The sequence below is a fragment of the Micromonospora sp. LOL_015 genome (assembly GCF_048060275.1).
Lineage (GTDB): Bacteria > Actinomycetota > Actinomycetes > Mycobacteriales > Micromonosporaceae > Micromonospora_E.
The window spans coordinates 75,972-91,269 of record NZ_JBHMIO010000012.1; the positions used below are offsets into that span (position 1 = coordinate 75,972).

Annotated in this window: 14 protein-coding genes and 1 tRNA gene; 1 reads left to right on the forward strand and 14 read right to left on the reverse strand. The window is 70.2% G+C overall.

What is annotated here, in order from left to right:
- Positions 1–4: 4 nt before the first annotated feature.
- The 13 genes from ACFHWU_RS13060 to ACFHWU_RS13120 form a co-directional block, all read right to left on the reverse strand.
- A complete protein-coding gene (locus ACFHWU_RS13060; protein WP_416568068.1) occupies positions 5–724 on the reverse strand; it encodes a class II aldolase/adducin family protein in 720 nt (239 codons plus the stop codon).
- Positions 721–1,590 carry an alpha/beta fold hydrolase gene (locus ACFHWU_RS13065; RefSeq protein WP_416553958.1) on the reverse strand — a complete coding sequence of 290 codons (870 nt, stop codon included), beginning with the start codon at positions 1,588–1,590 and terminating at the stop codon, positions 721–723. Before ACFHWU_RS13065 ends, ACFHWU_RS13060 begins: the two co-directional genes overlap by 4 nt.
- Positions 1,574–2,428, reverse strand: coding sequence for an alpha/beta fold hydrolase (locus ACFHWU_RS13070; RefSeq protein WP_416553956.1), 855 nt, complete (start codon positions 2,426–2,428; stop codon positions 1,574–1,576). The genes ACFHWU_RS13065 and ACFHWU_RS13070 overlap by 17 nt, the downstream gene beginning before the upstream one ends.
- Positions 2,429–2,441: 13 nt before the next feature.
- The gene (locus ACFHWU_RS13075; protein ID WP_416553954.1) at positions 2,442–3,200 is read right to left on the reverse strand and encodes a dienelactone hydrolase family protein; all 759 of its coding nucleotides are present in this window, start codon (positions 3,198–3,200) and stop codon (positions 2,442–2,444) included.
- Entirely contained in the window at positions 3,197–4,021 is an 825-nt protein-coding gene (locus ACFHWU_RS13080; protein WP_416553952.1) for an IclR family transcriptional regulator, read from the reverse strand. The genes ACFHWU_RS13075 and ACFHWU_RS13080 overlap by 4 nt, the downstream gene beginning before the upstream one ends.
- Positions 4,022–4,048: 27 nt before the next feature.
- A complete protein-coding gene (locus tag ACFHWU_RS13085) occupies positions 4,049–5,020 on the reverse strand; it encodes a sugar ABC transporter substrate-binding protein (protein WP_416568067.1) in 972 nt (323 codons plus the stop codon).
- Between the two features lie 74 nt (positions 5,021–5,094).
- On the reverse strand, positions 5,095–6,066 hold the full coding sequence (locus tag ACFHWU_RS13090; RefSeq protein ID WP_416553948.1) for an ABC transporter permease: 972 nt from the start codon (positions 6,064–6,066) through the stop codon (positions 5,095–5,097).
- Complete coding sequence (locus ACFHWU_RS13095) at positions 6,063–7,550, reverse strand: sugar ABC transporter ATP-binding protein (protein WP_416553946.1); 1,488 nt, start codon at positions 7,548–7,550, stop codon at positions 6,063–6,065. The genes ACFHWU_RS13090 and ACFHWU_RS13095 overlap by 4 nt, the downstream gene beginning before the upstream one ends.
- Positions 7,547–7,789: a hypothetical protein gene (locus ACFHWU_RS13100; RefSeq protein ID WP_416553944.1), complete on the reverse strand. Its 243-nt coding sequence runs from the start codon at positions 7,787–7,789 to the stop codon at positions 7,547–7,549. The genes ACFHWU_RS13095 and ACFHWU_RS13100 overlap by 4 nt, the downstream gene beginning before the upstream one ends.
- Positions 7,786–8,613 carry a hypothetical protein gene (locus ACFHWU_RS13105; RefSeq protein WP_416553942.1) on the reverse strand — a complete coding sequence of 276 codons (828 nt, stop codon included), beginning with the start codon at positions 8,611–8,613 and terminating at the stop codon, positions 7,786–7,788. The genes ACFHWU_RS13100 and ACFHWU_RS13105 overlap by 4 nt, the downstream gene beginning before the upstream one ends.
- Positions 8,613–10,862 (reverse strand): hydantoinase B/oxoprolinase family protein, encoded by a 2,250-nt coding sequence (locus ACFHWU_RS13110; RefSeq protein ID WP_416553940.1) that lies wholly within the window; start codon positions 10,860–10,862, stop codon positions 8,613–8,615. Before ACFHWU_RS13110 ends, ACFHWU_RS13105 begins: the two co-directional genes overlap by 1 nt.
- Entirely contained in the window at positions 10,859–12,991 is a 2,133-nt protein-coding gene (locus ACFHWU_RS13115) for a hydantoinase/oxoprolinase family protein (RefSeq protein WP_416553938.1), read from the reverse strand. Before ACFHWU_RS13115 ends, ACFHWU_RS13110 begins: the two co-directional genes overlap by 4 nt.
- Before the next feature lie 593 nt (positions 12,992–13,584).
- A tRNA-Ser gene (locus tag ACFHWU_RS13120) sits at positions 13,585–13,671 on the reverse strand.
- A gap of 173 nt (positions 13,672–13,844) precedes the next feature.
- On the opposite strand from ACFHWU_RS13120, the gene ACFHWU_RS13125 reads away from it, so the two are divergent.
- Entirely contained in the window at positions 13,845–14,858 is a 1,014-nt protein-coding gene (locus ACFHWU_RS13125) for an NAD(P)H-quinone oxidoreductase (RefSeq protein ID WP_416553936.1), read from the forward strand.
- Here the strand turns inward: ACFHWU_RS13125 and soxR are convergent.
- Positions 14,855–15,295 (reverse strand): redox-sensitive transcriptional activator SoxR, encoded by a 441-nt coding sequence (gene soxR / locus ACFHWU_RS13130; RefSeq protein WP_416553934.1) that lies wholly within the window; start codon positions 15,293–15,295, stop codon positions 14,855–14,857. The two genes, ACFHWU_RS13125 and soxR, sit on opposite strands and share 4 nt — an antisense overlap.
- Positions 15,296–15,298 lie beyond the last annotated feature (3 nt).

A 15,298-nucleotide genomic window follows, 5' to 3' on the forward strand; every position in this document is an offset into this window, starting at 1 on the left:
GGGGTCACCCGGGCAGGGTCCGCACGAGGTAGGCCCAGGCGTCGGCGAGTTGGCGGGGGCCGTAGCAGCGGTCCCGCTTGGCGCGCGCCTCCGCGTCGTCCGACCAGGTGAACTCGGCGCCGGTGGCCATGGCGGTGAGCTGCATCCGGCAGGCCTTCTCCAGGAACACCGCCGTCAGCACCGCGGTCGGGACATCGACCCCCACGGTGACCAGCCCGTGATGGCGCAGCAGGAGGGCGTTGCGGTCACCTAGCGCCTCGGCCACCGCCGCCCCCTGCTCCGGGGTCCGGATCAGGTCGCCGGTGGTGGTGAACCGGGCGATGTCTGGCGGACTGAACAGGGTGCCTTCGTGTGCCAGCGGGCGGAGCGGGTGGCCGGTGGCGGCGAAGGTGACGGCCGCCTCGCCGTGGCTGTGCACCACAGCGTTCACATCAGACCGTCGGGACAGGATCTCGGTGTGGATCGGATACTCGAGGTGCCGCCGGCCCGCAGCCCGCGACCCCGCTTGCGGAAGCGGCAGCACGGTTCCGGCGGAGTCGAGCAGGAGCACCCCGTCCGCGTCGACCTCCTCGAAGCCGTACCCGGCCGCCTTCATCCAGATCCCGGCGCCGGTCGGGTCGCGCAGGGACAGGTGACCCCACACCAGATCCGAATGACCGTTGGCGGCGAGCACCCGGCAGCCCTGGGCGACCTGTTCCGCCGGTGCCGCAACGGGCCGCGTCACGGCCGGGCCAGAAAGTCACCGACGACCCGGTTGAACGCCGCCGGCTGTTCGAACATCGGCCAGTGACCGGCAGCCTCGATCAGGGCGAACGACCCGGCCGGCAGGAGCTTGCTGGCCCGTTCCCCGACCGTGGCGGGCGTAGTCGGATTGTGCTCGCTCCAGAGCACCAGGGTCTCGTGCGGGATCTGTCGCAGGTCGGCTTCACGTAGCAGGTAGCGCCGGTTCTCCTCACCGGGCTGCTCGGCGATCAGCTTCGCCATCGCCTCCTGGCTCCCGGGCAACGTGTAGTACCGGTACCTTGTCTGCACCAGTTCGTCGGTGACTGTCGACGGGTCGTGCATCAGCCACTCCAGCCGCTTCCGCACGCTGTCCAGCGTCGGAGCCTGGGCGGCACGCCGGGTCACGTCGCCGACCCGCTGGTGCACCCGCTCGCTCTCCCGGCGGCTCTCCTCGTCGTCGAGCAGCAGGCCGGCGCCCGTGACGGAGACCACCCGGCCCACCCGGTCCGGGTGGTGCAGCGCCGCCCACATCGCGACCCATCCCCCGAGTGACTGACCAACCAGGTGTGCCCGGGGCGCGCCGATCGCGTCGAGGAACCGCAGCAGGTGGTCCACGAAGACCGGCGTGTGGTACGTGACGTCGGTGGGTCGTGCGGTGAGCCCGTGCCCCAGGCAGTCGATCGCGTACACCCGAAGGCCGCGCTCCGCCAACGGCAGCACGTTGCGGATGAAGCCCTCGGCGTGCCCGGTCAGGCCGCCCATCATGATGACCGGCTCACCATCGCCGGCTTCGATCGATCGGGTACGCCAGCCGCCCGCGTCCCGGAACCGCACCTCCGCGCCGAGCGCGTCAAGCCAGAATGTCATCGTTCTCCTCAAGGAATTTCTCGATCTCGGGGTTTACCAGGTCCGGACGTTCGTAGTGCGGCCACTGCCGGGCGCCGGGCACGGTTCGCAACCGGGCCCGGGGAAGCGCGGCGACGGCCGCGCGCAGCACGGTGGTCGGGAGATGGCCGGATTCGCCGTGCACCAGTAGCACCGGTGACGCGACGTTGGTCAGCTGCTCGGGGGTGAGCAGCCAACGACTGTTGTCGGCGCGGCGGACGGACTGGTGGACCGCCCGCGCGGCGTCAGGAGCGTAGAGCCGGCGCCGGACCTCGACGAGTTCGTCGGTGACCAGGTCGGGGTCGGCCAACAGGCCGGTCAGCCGGGTCCGGACGTTGTCTCCGCTCGCCTCGGCGAAGGCCCGGCCGCCGCGCTCGTACGCCGCGCGTACCCTCGGGTCGTCGAGCCGTTCCTGCTCGGACTGCAGCCCAGCCGGTTCGACCAGGACCAGCCGGTCGACCCGCTCCGGTCGGGTGATCGCGAGCAGGGCCGCTACCCAGCCGCCGAGTGACTGTCCCACCAGATCGACACGGGGCAGCCGGAGCGCGTCGAGCAGGTCCACGACGTGGCTGAGCAGCCGGTCGACGGAGTACTCGCCGGGCGGTGCGGCGGTCAGTCCGTGGCCGATCAGGTCGGCCGCGATCACCCGGCGCCGCCGGGACAGCGCCGGCAGGGTGCGCGACCAGGTCTCCAGGTGCCCGCCCCGGCCGTGCAGGAGAAGCACCGGCGGGCCGTCGCCCTGGGTCACTGTCCGGGTACGCACACCACCCGCGTCGACCCAGCGCACCTCGGCGCCGAGCAGTTCGGTCCAGAGCGTCATCACAGCCGGCGCCTCACCGGTCGAGGTACGCGTGCAGGAAGTCGAACGTGAGCCGGTCGGTCTCCTGGGCCGCCTTGGAGTGGTAGTTCGGATGGGTGTCGTCGTGGTACGCGTGCCCGGCGTCCGGATGCAGGTGCAGCTCGGTGGACTGGCCACTGCGGGCCAACGCCTGCTTGAGTTGGCGGACCTCGTCGAGCGGAATGAACTGGTCCGCCTCCCCGTAGTGGGCCTGAACCGGGCAGCGGACCGACTCGGCGGCCTCGATCCGGGAGCGTGGTCGCCCGGTCGGGGAGTACTCCGGTGGCAGCACCGGCAGACCGTAGAGCGGCACGACACAACGCAGCCGGTCCGTCCGGGTCGCCCAGACCAGTACCGTCCCGCCGCCGAGGCAGAAACCGACGGCCGCGGCCCGAGAGGTGTCCACGTCGCCGCGCCCAGCGAGGTAGTCGAGCGCAGCCTCGAAGTCGGGTACGGCCTGCTCGTCGGTCGCCGCCAGGAACGCCTTGGCACGTCGCTCCTCCACAGTGGTGTAGTCCTGTGGGGGTCGGCCACCGACGCGGCTGAACATGTTCACCGTCAGGCAGGCGAACCCCTGCGCCGCGTAGCGGCGGGTGACGTCCTGCCGGTGCTCGGTGACGCCGAGGTTCTCGTGCGCCATCAGCACGACCGGAGGGAGCCGGTCGGCGCGCGGTTCGGGCAGGGCCAGGTAGCCCTGGATCTGGTCGGTCCCGCTGGGAAAGGTGACCCAACCGGGTGTCTCGTTGGGGCTCACAGGTGTTCCCATCCTTCCGGTTCGATGGCGGTTGCCACCGGACGCCGTTCGCCCGGGGACGCGGAGGTGAGTTGTTGCCGGACCAGTTGCCCGGTCCGGTCGAGTTGGCGCCGCAGGAACCGGGACGCGGGGCCGATGACGGCGAGCGCCCCCGCGACCCGGCCGTTGACCGTCACCGGTACGGCGACCCCGGCCACGCCGACCAGATACTCGCCGGACTCGATCGCGTAGCCCCGGGCGCGGCTCACCTCGACCTCGGCGCAGAGCTCCTGATGGTCGACGATCGCCCGTGGGGTGCGCCGGGTCAGTCGTAGCCGGGGCACGATCTCGGCGACCCGCTCGGGTGGCAGCCCGGACAGAGCCGCCTTGCCGATGCATCCGCCGCCGAGCACCGAGCGCCGTCCGACTGGGGAGGACACGGCCAGCGGGTGGGCCGCCGGGCGCTTGCCCGTGATGACCAACGTGCAGTCCGACCAGTCGACCTCGGCCACCAGGACGGTCTCGCCGGTGATCCGAGCCAGCTCGTCGGCCGCCGGCTGGGTCAGGTGGGTCAGGGCGGAACTCTCCGAGACCTGGTTGCCCAGTTCGAGCAACCGGATGCCGAGCAGATACGCCCCGTCCGGGTCCTGCCGGAGGAAGCCCCGTTCGACGAGCGTGACCGCGATCCGGTGGGCGCTCGGGCGCGGCAGCCCGGCGGCCTCCGCAAGCTGGGACAGGTGCAACCTCGGGTGGGTGGTACTGAACGCGGTCAGGATGTCCAGCGCCCGCGCCACCGAGCGCACGCCCCGCCGACGGTCCGGGTCATCATCGAGGTCGATCATCAGAAGCCTTCCGTCACCGGGCTTGGGCTACAGGCAGTACTGCGGAGCCTGATCCACGTTGCTCTTGGTGATGAGCTGGTCGGGGATCTGTTGCACCTTGGGGGCAGCCGGGCCGGAACCGCCGTTCTCGGCGTCGAGCAGGGACACCACGGCGTCGATGGCCATCTCACCGATCAGGCGCGGCGGCTGGCTGATCGTCGCGGAGATCTGGCCGTCGCGGATCGCCGCAAGGCCGTCGTCGGTGCCGTTGATTGTGACGATCTTGATGTCGTCGCGGTTGGCTGCTCGGAGCGCGGAGAGCGCGCCGAACGCCATGTCCTCGTTGTGAACGAAGAGGTACTTGATGCCGGGGTTGCCCTGCAGCAGGTTCTCCGCGACCTCCTGCGCCTTGGCCCGCTGCCACAGCGCCGGCTGCTCGAAGACCACCTGCTGACCGTCTCCGAGGGCTGCCTTGAACCCCTTGTTCATCAGGTCGGCCGAGGCGCCGGGGGCGCCGCCGATGATCGCGATCTCGGCCGGTTCCTGGCCGCCGTCCTCGGCCACCCACTGGCCGAGCAGCGCGCCGGCGTGTTCCACGTCGGTGGTGGCCGCGCCGAGAATCTTGTTGGGATCGACAGCCGCCACGGAGGTCAGGAAAATCGGGACGTCGGCGCGGTTGGCTCGGTCGACATCGCCCTGCTGAGCATCGATGTTGACGGTCTGCACGATGATCGCGTCAACCTGCTTGATGATCATGTCTTCCACGTTGGAGATCTCTTTGGCGGGATCACCGGCGGAGTTGGCGACCAGCAGTTCCACGCCCTTCGCCTCGGCCTGCGCCCGTACCGACTTTTCCAGGCAAGTGTGGAACTGGATGGTATTGCCGTTCACGAAGCCGATCCGGTATCCCTCCTGGCCACCGGAGTCGACGGTTGCGTCGTCGCTACCGCAGCCGGCCGAGGCCGACACCGTCAGGGCGGCGACGGCAACCCCGATGAAGAATCTGCTCTTTCTTTTCATAGCGGTCAACCTCTCAAAGACGGACCAGTGTGGTCGTACGGGAGAACGGTCTACGGCCGGGCAACGGCACCAGATCAGCCGCTGTGCCGGCGACGTACCTGATTGGCGACAGCCGCGACGAGCAGCACGGCGCCGACGGAGACCTGCTGGTAGTAGGAGTCGATCTGGAGAAGATTCAGCGCGTTGGCTACCACCCCGAGCAGGATCACGCCGAGGACGGTGCCGATGATCGTGCCGCTGCCACCGGCCAGCGCCGTTCCACCGATCACCACGGCGGCGACCACGGTCAGTTCCAGGTGCAACCCGGCGGTGCCCGGGCTGGCCGCTCCCAGCCTGGCCAGCAGCATCGTGCCGCCGATGGCGGCGAGCGCTCCGTTGAGTCCGTAGAGGGCCAGCTTCACACCGGTCACCGGGACGCCGGACAGCCGTGCGGCGGCCTCGTTCCCACCGATCGCGAACGCGTGCCGGCCGATCGTGGTGTAGCGCATCACCAATCCCACCCCGACGCAGACCGCGAGCGCGATCAGCGACAACACCGGAATGCCCACCACCTCACCGAAGCCGAGGCCGGACAGGTTCTGCCCGATCGAGATGCTCTGCCCACGGATGACCAGGAGCGCGACGCCCTCCAACGCTGTCGCGGTGCCGAGCGTGACCACGAACGGCGCTACTCCCGAGGCGGTGATGATCGCGCCGTTGAGCAGGCCGACGGTGATGCCCACACCGACTGTGAGCGCCACCGCCGTCAGCTCTGACACGCCGGCCTCGAGAAGCCGGGCGAGCACCCCGGCACTGACTCCGGCGAGACTGGCCAGGGAGAAGTCGATACCGCCGGCCGTCATCAGCAGGGTGAGGCTCGCGGCGAGCACGGCCACCACGGAGATCTGCCGGACGACGTTCAGCAGGTTCGGCCCCGTCAGGAAGGCGTCCGACTGGGTCGCCGTGAAGATCGCCAGAACGATCAGCAGGCCGATCAGTCCGGCATGGTGGGTCAACCCGCCCGGCACCGCGAGCCGGGTCCGCTTGTTGAGCGCCGACGTTGTCATGCTGTCCCTCCGGCCGTCATGGTCACCAGTTCGTCTCTGCTGGTCTGCGCCACGGCGCACTCGGCCACCACCGCGCCGCCCCGGATCACCACCACCCGATCCGCCAGCCGCAGCACCTCGTCGACGTCGGAGGAGGTCAGCAGGAGCGCTGTTCCATCCGCGGCCAGACCCTCTACCAGTTCGTGGATCTCGGCCTTGGCCGCGACGTCGACCCCGTTCGTCGGTTCTTCCAGCAGACAGACCCGCCCGCCCGTCGGCAGCCACTTGGCCAGAAGAACCTTCTGCTGATTGCCACCGGAAAGTGCCCGGACCGGCGGGTCGGCGGCGATGCTGACGACCCGGTAGCGGTCGCGGGCCTCGGCGGCCATGGCGTGCAGCGCCGGCCAGCGGACGAACGGCCGGCCCGATAGCGCCCGTCTGGCCAGCGTGACGTTCTCGTCCACGGAAAGCTCGGGAATCAGGCCCAGGGCAAGCCGGTCCCCGGTGACGCACCGGATGCCGTGCCGCAGCGCGTCACGTACGCTGCCCGGCCGTACCGGCTGGCCGTCCACCACGATGCTCCCGGTGCGCGGGCGACGGGTGCCTGAGAGCAGGCCGAATAGCTGGGACTGGCCATCGCCGGCTGGACCGAGTACGCCGACCACCTCCCCGGCGCGGACCTGAAGGTTGAGTTCACGCAGCCTGTCGCCGGTGCCGATGCCGACCAGGTCCAGCACCACCGGCCCGGGCTCGACGGCCGGCCGGCGTTGGCCGATGTCGGCCTTGCCGCCGGTCATCGAGGTCACCAGGTCAGAAACGGTGGTGCCCTCGGCCGGCACGGTGGTGACCCGGCGGCCGTCGCGCAGCACGGTTATCGAGTCGGCGAGGGCAAGCACCTCGTCCAGGTGATGCGAGACGTAGACGATGCCGACTCCCCGCTGGCTGAGGGTGCGGACCAGCTCGTGGACATGGGCAGCGTCGCCGCCACCGAGGGCGGCGGTCGGCTCGTCGAGGATCAGCACCCTGCCGCCGGCGTGCACCTCCCGGGCAATCTCCACCAGCACCTGTTGGGCCGCAGGGAGCGTCCGGACCGGGGCGGTGACATCGATCCGTACCCCGATGTCGTCAAGTGCCGCGCGGGCCGACCGCCGAATCTCGTCCCAGCGCACCCACGGGCCTCGACGCGGCAGCCGGCCGAGCAACAGGTTCTCGGCGACGGAAAGCGACGGAACCAGGGACCGGCGCTGGTGCACGGTGGTGATGCCGATCTGCCGGGCCCGTCGTGGAGTGAGTGGGCCGGCCGGTTCGCCCGCCACGGACAGGGTTCCCGTATCCGGCGTCAGCGACGCGGAAATGATCTCCACGAGAGTCGACTTGCCGGCGCCATTCATCCCCAGCAGGGCGTGGACCTCGCCGGCGTGCAGATCCAGATCTATGTCGATCAGAGCGCGAGCGCCCCCGAAGGACTTGCTCACGCCACGCAGCGACAGCAGCGGGGCGGTCACGGCGTGTCCCGAGGCGGGTACATCTCGGCGTGCGGGACGCCGAGCATCACCATCAGGTTCCGCAGCGCCACCGGATTCATCCCCTGGGCCAGCAGCTTCCAGGAGTCCCGGGCGCGCACCGCGCGGACCTCCTCCTCGTCGAGCGCGTAGCCGTCGAGAAGGCCGTCCCGAACCCGGGCCAGCAAACCGGGCTTGTGTTCCAGGTCCCAGGCCAGCCGGTTAAGTTCCACGACGCTCATCGCACGAACTCCATGATCCCGGCGCCGATCGCCCACTCGGCCATCGGCGCGTACGCCAGCAGCGTTCCCGGCGCGGGCTCCCCCGCACCAGCTGTCGCACCCACGGCCACCAGCCAGGTCCGGATCTCCAGTGCCCCATTGCCGGCCTGTTCCAGGATTTCCTCGTCTGACAGGGCGAGGATCGGCTCCAGACGACCGTCCCGCAGACACGACACGAAGTCCCGGTCGAACTCCTCGTTGATCTCACCGAACCGAGGTAGGCCGACCCAGTGTGAGATGCCGCCGGTGCCCAGTACCCCGACCCTGCTGTCGGCGGGCAACGTCGCCACGGCCGCACCGATCGCCCTGCCCAACTCCAGGCAACGGCGCAGCGACGGCAGCGGCGGCGTGTTGCAGTTGAGGAAGAGCGGAACGACTCCGGCGCGCGCCGCGTTCGGAAGCTTGGTCAACGGCACCGTGAAGCTGTGGTCCAGCCGCATGGTGTGCGAGCGGGCGGCGTCGAAGCCGCGCTCCACCAACCCGGTCAACAACGCCTGGGCGACCCCGGGCGCGCCCGGGAAGGTACCGTCCGGAGTGCCGAACTCGCCCCAACCCTCGTACCGGTCGGCCAGGCCGAGGCAGTACGTCGGGTAGTTGTCGAGCCCGAAGGTCTCGTAGTGGTCGGTGCCTACCACGATCATCGCTGTCAGGTCGGCCCGACCAATGGCCTCGTCCATCCGCTGCCACGCATCGTGCAGTGCCCGTGACCGGTCGGCGCCTCCCAACGGGTTCTTGATGATCGCGCCGACATGCGAAGTCGCCGCCGCGTACGCCACGGTCCCCATCAGCGCACCACCGCCGAGGCCGGCGCGTGATCAGCGAAGGTGATGTCGGTGGCGAGGTCGGCGTCGCGCCGGCTCACGTCGGTGGCGTGCAGCAGTCCGCAACCGGGGCAGGCGTACTGCCGGATCTCCAACTCCTCGGCGAGCCGGGTGGCCGGGCTGAACTGGAACACGTCGGTACTCACCAGGCAGGCTGCCCGGCGACGCCACGACTGGCCCAACGGAGCCAGCACGGTGCCGCAGTGGCAGGCTACGTAGCGCGCCCCGTCGACCTCGATCCGCTCCAACCGGTCACCGATCGGACCCAGCCGGCGCCGGCCGGTGGCGGCGGGTTGTGCAGGCAACGCCTCGGCCGCCGGCCAGGCCCGGCGCTCGGCACGCAGCCGACTCCGGCGGTCTGCGGTCGCTGCTGCGTCGAGTTCGCCGGCCGCGTCGAGCACCGCACCGTAGAGTCGGACGGCTGCCTCCGGGCTGACAGCCCTCTGCCGTAGGTCCACCCGCAGTGCCTCGATCGGGCGCTCCAGCGGGTCTCCCCAACCACCGCCGGCCTGGTGGGTATAGCTGAGCGTCGCTGCCGCGCCGAGCCGGAACTTCCCGGCCCGGCCCCGCATCGGCGGCCGCTCACCGGTGAGTGTCGCCGGGTCCGGAATCTCCCCGCCGGCCAGTCGCTCCGGCAGGTCGCTATCGCGGACCAGGCGCCGACCGTTCGGGCCGGACGGGTAGCCGCCGAACAGCCCGGTGGAGTTCGGCGCCAACCAACCGTGCCCGGAGCAGACGGCGCTGACGTCGTCGCTGCCGTGCACGGCGTAGTGTGCCCCGATACTCTGCCCGCCGCGGTGCCGGCCGGCCCCACCGGAGTCGGTCACCAAGCCCCGCCACAGGTACAGCAACGGCATGTCCAACTCCACGGTCTCGGCGTTGGCGATACGTTGCCGCTCAATGTTGTGCTGCCCCTGGGTCCAGACCCCGTCCCGATGCGCGTACGCGCCGCCACCGGTGGCGAGGCAGTCGAGGATCACGTGGGTGAAATGCTCGCCGTGCGAGTTGGTGCCAGTCAGTACGAACTGATCGGGGCCGCCGGCCGGCGCGGCCTGAGCCTCACCGATCAGTTCGTCGGAGCAGGCCGCCAGCCGGGACAGGCACTCCACCGCTGTCATCTCCACCAGCCAGGCGGCCTCGAGCACACCACCGCTCACCGGCGCGGGTCGACGGGCGTTGATAATCAGCCCTTCCGGTGCGTACACCTCGACCGGGTGGAACAACCCCTCGTTCCAGGGCGAGTCAAAGGCCAGGGTCGGCAGCAACGCCGCAGCGACTCCAGCCATCAGGCCGGACCGAGTGCAGTTGATGTACCCGGTTGCCTGGGGTGACGAGCCGGAGTAGTCGAAGTGCAGCCGATCGCCCTGCTTGGTGAGCACCAGGTCCACGTCGTAGACCGCGTCGACCTCGCTGGCCGCGAGCCCGCCGTCGTTGTCCAGATAGGCCCGGGACCGGACGGTGGCGTCCGGCAGTTCACGGAGCCGGTTGCGCAGCCGGGTCTCGGAGAGTTCGATCAGACCTGACATGACCTCGCGGACCGTCGCGGCGCCGTACCGGTCAGCCAGTTCGGTCATCGCCCGTACGGCGGTGTGGTTGGCTGCGACAAGTCCGCGAAGGTCCAGGTTCGCGGTGCTCGCCATCCGGGTGTGTGCCAGAACGATGTTCCACACGTCGGTGCGGGTCCGGCCACCGTCGATCAGCTTCGTCGGCGGAAGCTGCAGCCCCTCCTGGAACGACTCGGTCGCCGCAGAGCAGAATCCACCAGGTTGCATGGCGCCGACGTCGACCATGTGGCACATCGCGCCACTCCAGGCCAGCAACTCACCTTCGTAGAAGATCGGGGCGACGATGCCGAGGTCGGGAGCGTGAACGGCACCCTTCCACGGGTCGTTCACGATGAACATGTCGCCGGCCGCGATGCCGGGATCGTCGCCGCAATCGGCGATCACGTGCCGAGTGATCGCGGCCATCGACGCGGAGTGCAGCAGAATGGTACGGCCCATCGCGGCTACCGAGCCGTCCGGCAGGTAGAGCCCGACGTTGTAGTCGCTGGCCTCGGTGACGTGGGGCGAGCCGGAGATGGCGGACAGGACGGCGCCCTGTTCGTCGGTGATGGCCAGCAGCCGGTGCCGGATCACCTCGAAGGTGACAGGGTCCACGTCCCGTCCGGCGGTGGAGTGGCCGGCGGGTCCGGTGGAGCTGGCGGTGGTCATGAATCCTCCCGAGCGGTGATCACCAGGTTGGCGTCGTCGTCGACATCGGCCTGTTGGCGAGGGCCGACGACCACGGTGGTGCCGGCGAATTCCAGGACTGCCGGGCCGGGCAGTGAGAGGCCCGGCCCGACTGACTCCCCGCGGTAGACGGTGGCCGGCACCAGCCCGGTCTCTGGAAAGTGCACCGAACGCTGTCCGAGCACCGCCGCGGCGAGCGTTCCGCGCCGCCGCGGTGCCGCCGCGGCCAGCTCGGTTACCCGGACCCGCCCCTCCACCCGCAGGGTGAGCAGCTCAAGCCCGGCGCTGCGCAACGCGGTGCCCGCGCCGTAGATTCGTTCGTAGCTGGCCAGGAAGTCCTCGACCAGGCGCCGAGCCATCTGCCCGTCGACCCGGCCTGCCGGCACGACCACCGGAAGTTCCTGGGTCTGCCGGCGGAACTTGAGGTAGACGATGCGCGTGAAGGTGGCTCGCGGATCACGGTCGAGGTCGGCGTGGCAGCGGTCGATGAGTGTCGCGAAGGTCGCCGCGATGCGGTCGCTGTCCAGATGGGCCGCCGGGTCATCGGCGCCGGGCGGCGTACGCTGCGGGTCGGTGGTCTGCACAGCCCGATAACGATCGGAGATGACCGTCCCGAACGCGGAGTGGACCGTCGCCGTCGGGGGCACCACCAGAGTGCCGATGCCGGCGGCGTCGGCATACGCGTAGGCGTGGGTCGGGCCGGCACCACCGTACGCGTAGATCACGAAGTCGCGCGGGTCATGGCCCTGCTCGACGGTGACCTTACGCAACAGGTCTGCCATCTGGTTGTCCGCGACCTGCCGGATGCCGGCGGCGGCATCGGTGACTGACATGCCCAGCGGCTCCGCAACGTGCCGGCGGATGGCCTCCTCCGCGGCGGGGCGGTCCAGCTTCATCCGGCCGCCAAGGAAGTGGTCTGGATCGATGATCCCAAGCACCACGTCGGCATCGGTGACGGTGGGCCGCTCGCCGCCGCGGCCGTAGCATGCGGGGCCGGGCACCGACCCGGCGCTCTCCGGGCCGACGACCAGGGCACCCACCTCGTCCACCCACGCGATCGAACCGCCGCCCGCACCAATCGCCTGAACCTTGATCCGGGGCAGTGCCAGGTGATAGTTGCCCACCTCGCTGATTCGCTCCACCAACGGTTCGCCGTTGACAATGAGGCCGACGTCAAAGCTCGTCCCGCCCATGTCGCTGGTGATCACATTGCGGTGACCGAGCCGGCGGGCGAGCGCCACGGAGGCGAGCACTCCACCGGCCGGGCCGGAGGTGAGCATCGACGCGGCTCGGGCGGCCGCGTCGCCGGCCCGCATCACGCCGCCGCCCGAGTCCATGATTGACAACTCGCCGGTGAAGCCGGCCTGCCGCAGCCGCGTCTCCAGCAGGTTCACGTAGTCCCGAATCACCGGACCGAGGTAAGAGTTGATCACCGTGGTGGCGGTCCGCTCGTACTCGCCGATCACCGGGGCCACCTGATGCGACAACGTCACGTACGCCGTCGGCCACTCCTGCTTAATCAACTCGGCCAGCGCGCGTTCGTGCGCCGGGTTGACGAACGACCAGAGCAGGCTGACCGCCAATGCCCCGACCTCGGTGTCGCCATCGCGCATTTCGACCAGAGCCGCGCGAACCGCAGCCAGGTCGATCGGCACCACCTCGCGGCCCGCCGAGTCGACTCGCTCGGTGACCTCGACGATGCTGGCCCGGGGCACGATCGGCTCCGGGTTCCGACGGCGGCTGTAGTGCCCGGTCGCCGCGCCGAGCCCGACCCAGGAGGTCATGCTTCGTTGGATCAACAGCGTGTCCGCGAAGCCGCGCGTGGTCAGCAACGCGGTCGGCGCACCCTTGCGTTCGATGAGCGCGTTGGTCGCCGCCGTAGTGCCGTGGGCGAAGTGGTCGATACGCCGGGTGAATTCCGGCAGTTCAAGGCCGTACGCCTCGGCCGCCAGTTCCAGTGCGGCGAGCACGCCGCCGGACCTGTCGGGAAGCGTCGTCGGTGATTTGAACAGCCGGGGCGGCGCGCCGTCCTCAAGCACGACGAGATCGGTGAAAGTGCCACCGATGTCAGTGCCGACGAAGAAACGCCGATCGTGCGCCGTTTGCGTCACCGTGACCCCCTGGTGCGACCTGTGCTACATGAAATGTTGGCGAAACATACGTCGCGACTGTCGGGGCAGCTCAACGCCCCGTTCCGCCAGGCGGACTCGGTGCGCATGATTGGTCCGATCGGACGAGTGGTCCATCCGACGAAACGGCAACACGTCCGCGCCAGTCACTCAGCCATTCGACTATGGACGGACAACCGGTCGGCCGGTCCGTCGGGTCGACCGATCAGTAGAGTTCACGGCGACCGCGCCGCCCACCCCACCGGCCGGCGTACCTGCCGTCGCGCTGATCGTCGCGGGGCTGGTACTCCCGGCGTCCCGTCGGCTCTTCGGGGGCACCGTAGCCGGTGCGATGCCTACCCGGGCACCGGTGCCGCCGGCAGCCAGACCTACCGGGCTGACCTGGCTGGCCGATCCTGCTACGGTCCGCCGGTTCGCCCCGACGGCAACTGGCCTTGGCTCGCCCACTACCGCCTGACGTTGCGGACCTACCCGTCCCGCCAGCCAAGGACGACCGCCGGGGCAACTCTCAGTAGTTACCTGACGACGATTGGATCGTATCCGGCTTTCCCCGGACGGACACTTGCTTGTTGGAGCGGAGGGCGTGGGATTCGAACCCACGAAGACATTGCTGCCTTACCGGTTTTCAAGACCAGCGCCATCGGCCACTAGGCGAGCCCTCCCGGTGCGGCCGGCCGGAGACGGTCAGCCGCCGCGTCACTGTGCCCTAGTGTGCCACGGACGTCCGACAGCACTCCGCGGCGCAGGTTAACGCGGCGGTAGCCGAGGGGGCCATCAGGATTCACCAGCCGGGTTCGGCGGGCGGCACACCGGCCGAGCCGGTAAGACTGATGCCATGTACGCGATCACCGTGCCGCAGCCCGGCGGACCCGACGCCCTGGTCTGGACCGAGGTGCCCGATCCCACCCCCTGCCCGGACGAGGTGATCGTCGACGTCGCCGCGACCGCCGTGAACCGGGCCGACCTGCTACAACGGCAGGGGCACTACCCTCCGCCGCCGGGCGCGTCGCCGTACCTCGGGTTGGAATGCTCCGGGGTGATCAGCGCGGTCGGCGCGGACGTCTCCCACCGCAAGGTCGGCGACCAGGTCTGCGCGCTGCTTGCCGGCGGCGGGTACGCCGAGCGGGTCGCCGTGCCCGCCGGGCAGCTGCTGCCGGTGCCGGCCGGGCTGAGCCTGGTTGACGCCGCCGCGCTGCCCGAGGTGGCCTGCACCGTCTGGTCGAACGTGGTCAAGCTCGCCGGGCTGCGGGCCGGCGAGTCGCTGCTGGTGCACGGCGGCGGCAGCGGGATCGGCACCTTCGCCGTCCAGCTCGGTGCGGCGCTCGGCGCCACCGTGCTGACCACCGCCCGCGCGGCCAAGCACGAACAGCTGCGGGCGCTCGGCGCCCACCACGCGATCGACTACACCGCCGAAGACTTCGTCGCCCGCGCCCGCGAGCTGACCGGCGACGGTGACGGCGGGGTGGACGTGATCCTCGACATCATCGGCGGCGGCTACCTGGAGCGCAACGTCCAAACGCTGGCCACCGGCGGCCGGTTGACGATCATCGGGTTGCAGGGCGGCCGCACCGCCGAGCTGAACCTGGGTGCGCTGCTGGCCAAGCGGGCCACGATTTTCGCGACCACGCTGCGGTCCCGTCCGCTCGCCGAGAAGGCGGAGATCGTCCGCCGGGTGCACGACCAGGTCTGGCCGCTGATCGCGTCGGGTGCGATCCGCCCGGTCATCGACCGCCGGATGCCAATTGCGCAGGCCGCGCAGGCGCACCGGATCGTCGAGAGCAGCGACCACCTGGGCAAGGTGCTACTGGTGACCGGCGAGGGCCAACCGCCGTCGAGTGGCAACGGCTAGCCGCCGTCGAGCAGGATGCGCGGGCCGGGGCCGGCGGCGGCCAGCCGGTCGGCCGGGTTGTACAGCGTGCACGACCGCAGTGACAGGCAGCCGCATCCGATACACCCGGCCAGGTCGTCGCGCAGCCGGGTGAGCAGCGCGATCCGCTCGTCGAGCCGGTCCTGCCAGCGCTGGGACAGCCGCGCCCAGTCGGCCTTCGTCGGGGTACGCGAATCGGGCAGCTCGTCCAGCGCCTGGCGAATCTCGTCCAGCGGCACGCCGATCTGCTGAGCGATCCGGATGAACGCCACCCGGCGCAGCTCGGAGCGGGCGTACCGGCGCTGGTTACCGCCGGTACGCCCGGCTCGGATCAACCCGATTCGCTCGTAGTACCGCAGGGCTGACGGTGCCACCCCGGACCGGGCAGCCAAATCGCCGATGGCCAGTGTCCGCTGCATCAC

Coding starts and splice junctions, on each gene's coding strand:
- ACFHWU_RS13065 (WP_416553958.1), bottom strand. CDS start 1,590: ATGACATTCTGGCTTGACGCGCTCGGCGCGGAGGTGCGGTTCCGGGAC.
- ACFHWU_RS13070 (WP_416553956.1), bottom strand. CDS start 2,428: ATGACGCTCTGGACCGAACTGCTCGGCGCCGAGGTGCGCTGGGTCGAC.
- ACFHWU_RS13080 (WP_416553952.1), bottom strand. CDS start 4,021: ATGATCGACCTCGATGATGACCCGGACCGTCGGCGGGGCGTGCGCTCG.
- ACFHWU_RS13085 (WP_416568067.1), bottom strand. CDS start 5,020: ATGAAAAGAAAGAGCAGATTCTTCATCGGGGTTGCCGTCGCCGCCCTG.
- ACFHWU_RS13090 (WP_416553948.1), bottom strand. CDS start 6,066: ATGACAACGTCGGCGCTCAACAAGCGGACCCGGCTCGCGGTGCCGGGC.
- ACFHWU_RS13100 (WP_416553944.1), bottom strand. CDS start 7,789: ATGAGCGTCGTGGAACTTAACCGGCTGGCCTGGGACCTGGAACACAAG.
- ACFHWU_RS13105 (WP_416553942.1), bottom strand. CDS start 8,613: ATGGGGACCGTGGCGTACGCGGCGGCGACTTCGCATGTCGGCGCGATC.
- ACFHWU_RS13110 (WP_416553940.1), bottom strand. CDS start 10,862: ATGACCACCGCCAGCTCCACCGGACCCGCCGGCCACTCCACCGCCGGA.
- ACFHWU_RS13125 (WP_416553936.1), top strand. CDS start 13,845: ATGTACGCGATCACCGTGCCGCAGCCCGGCGGACCCGACGCCCTGGTC.
- soxR (WP_416553934.1), bottom strand. CDS start 15,295: ATGCAGCGGACACTGGCCATCGGCGATTTGGCTGCCCGGTCCGGGGTG.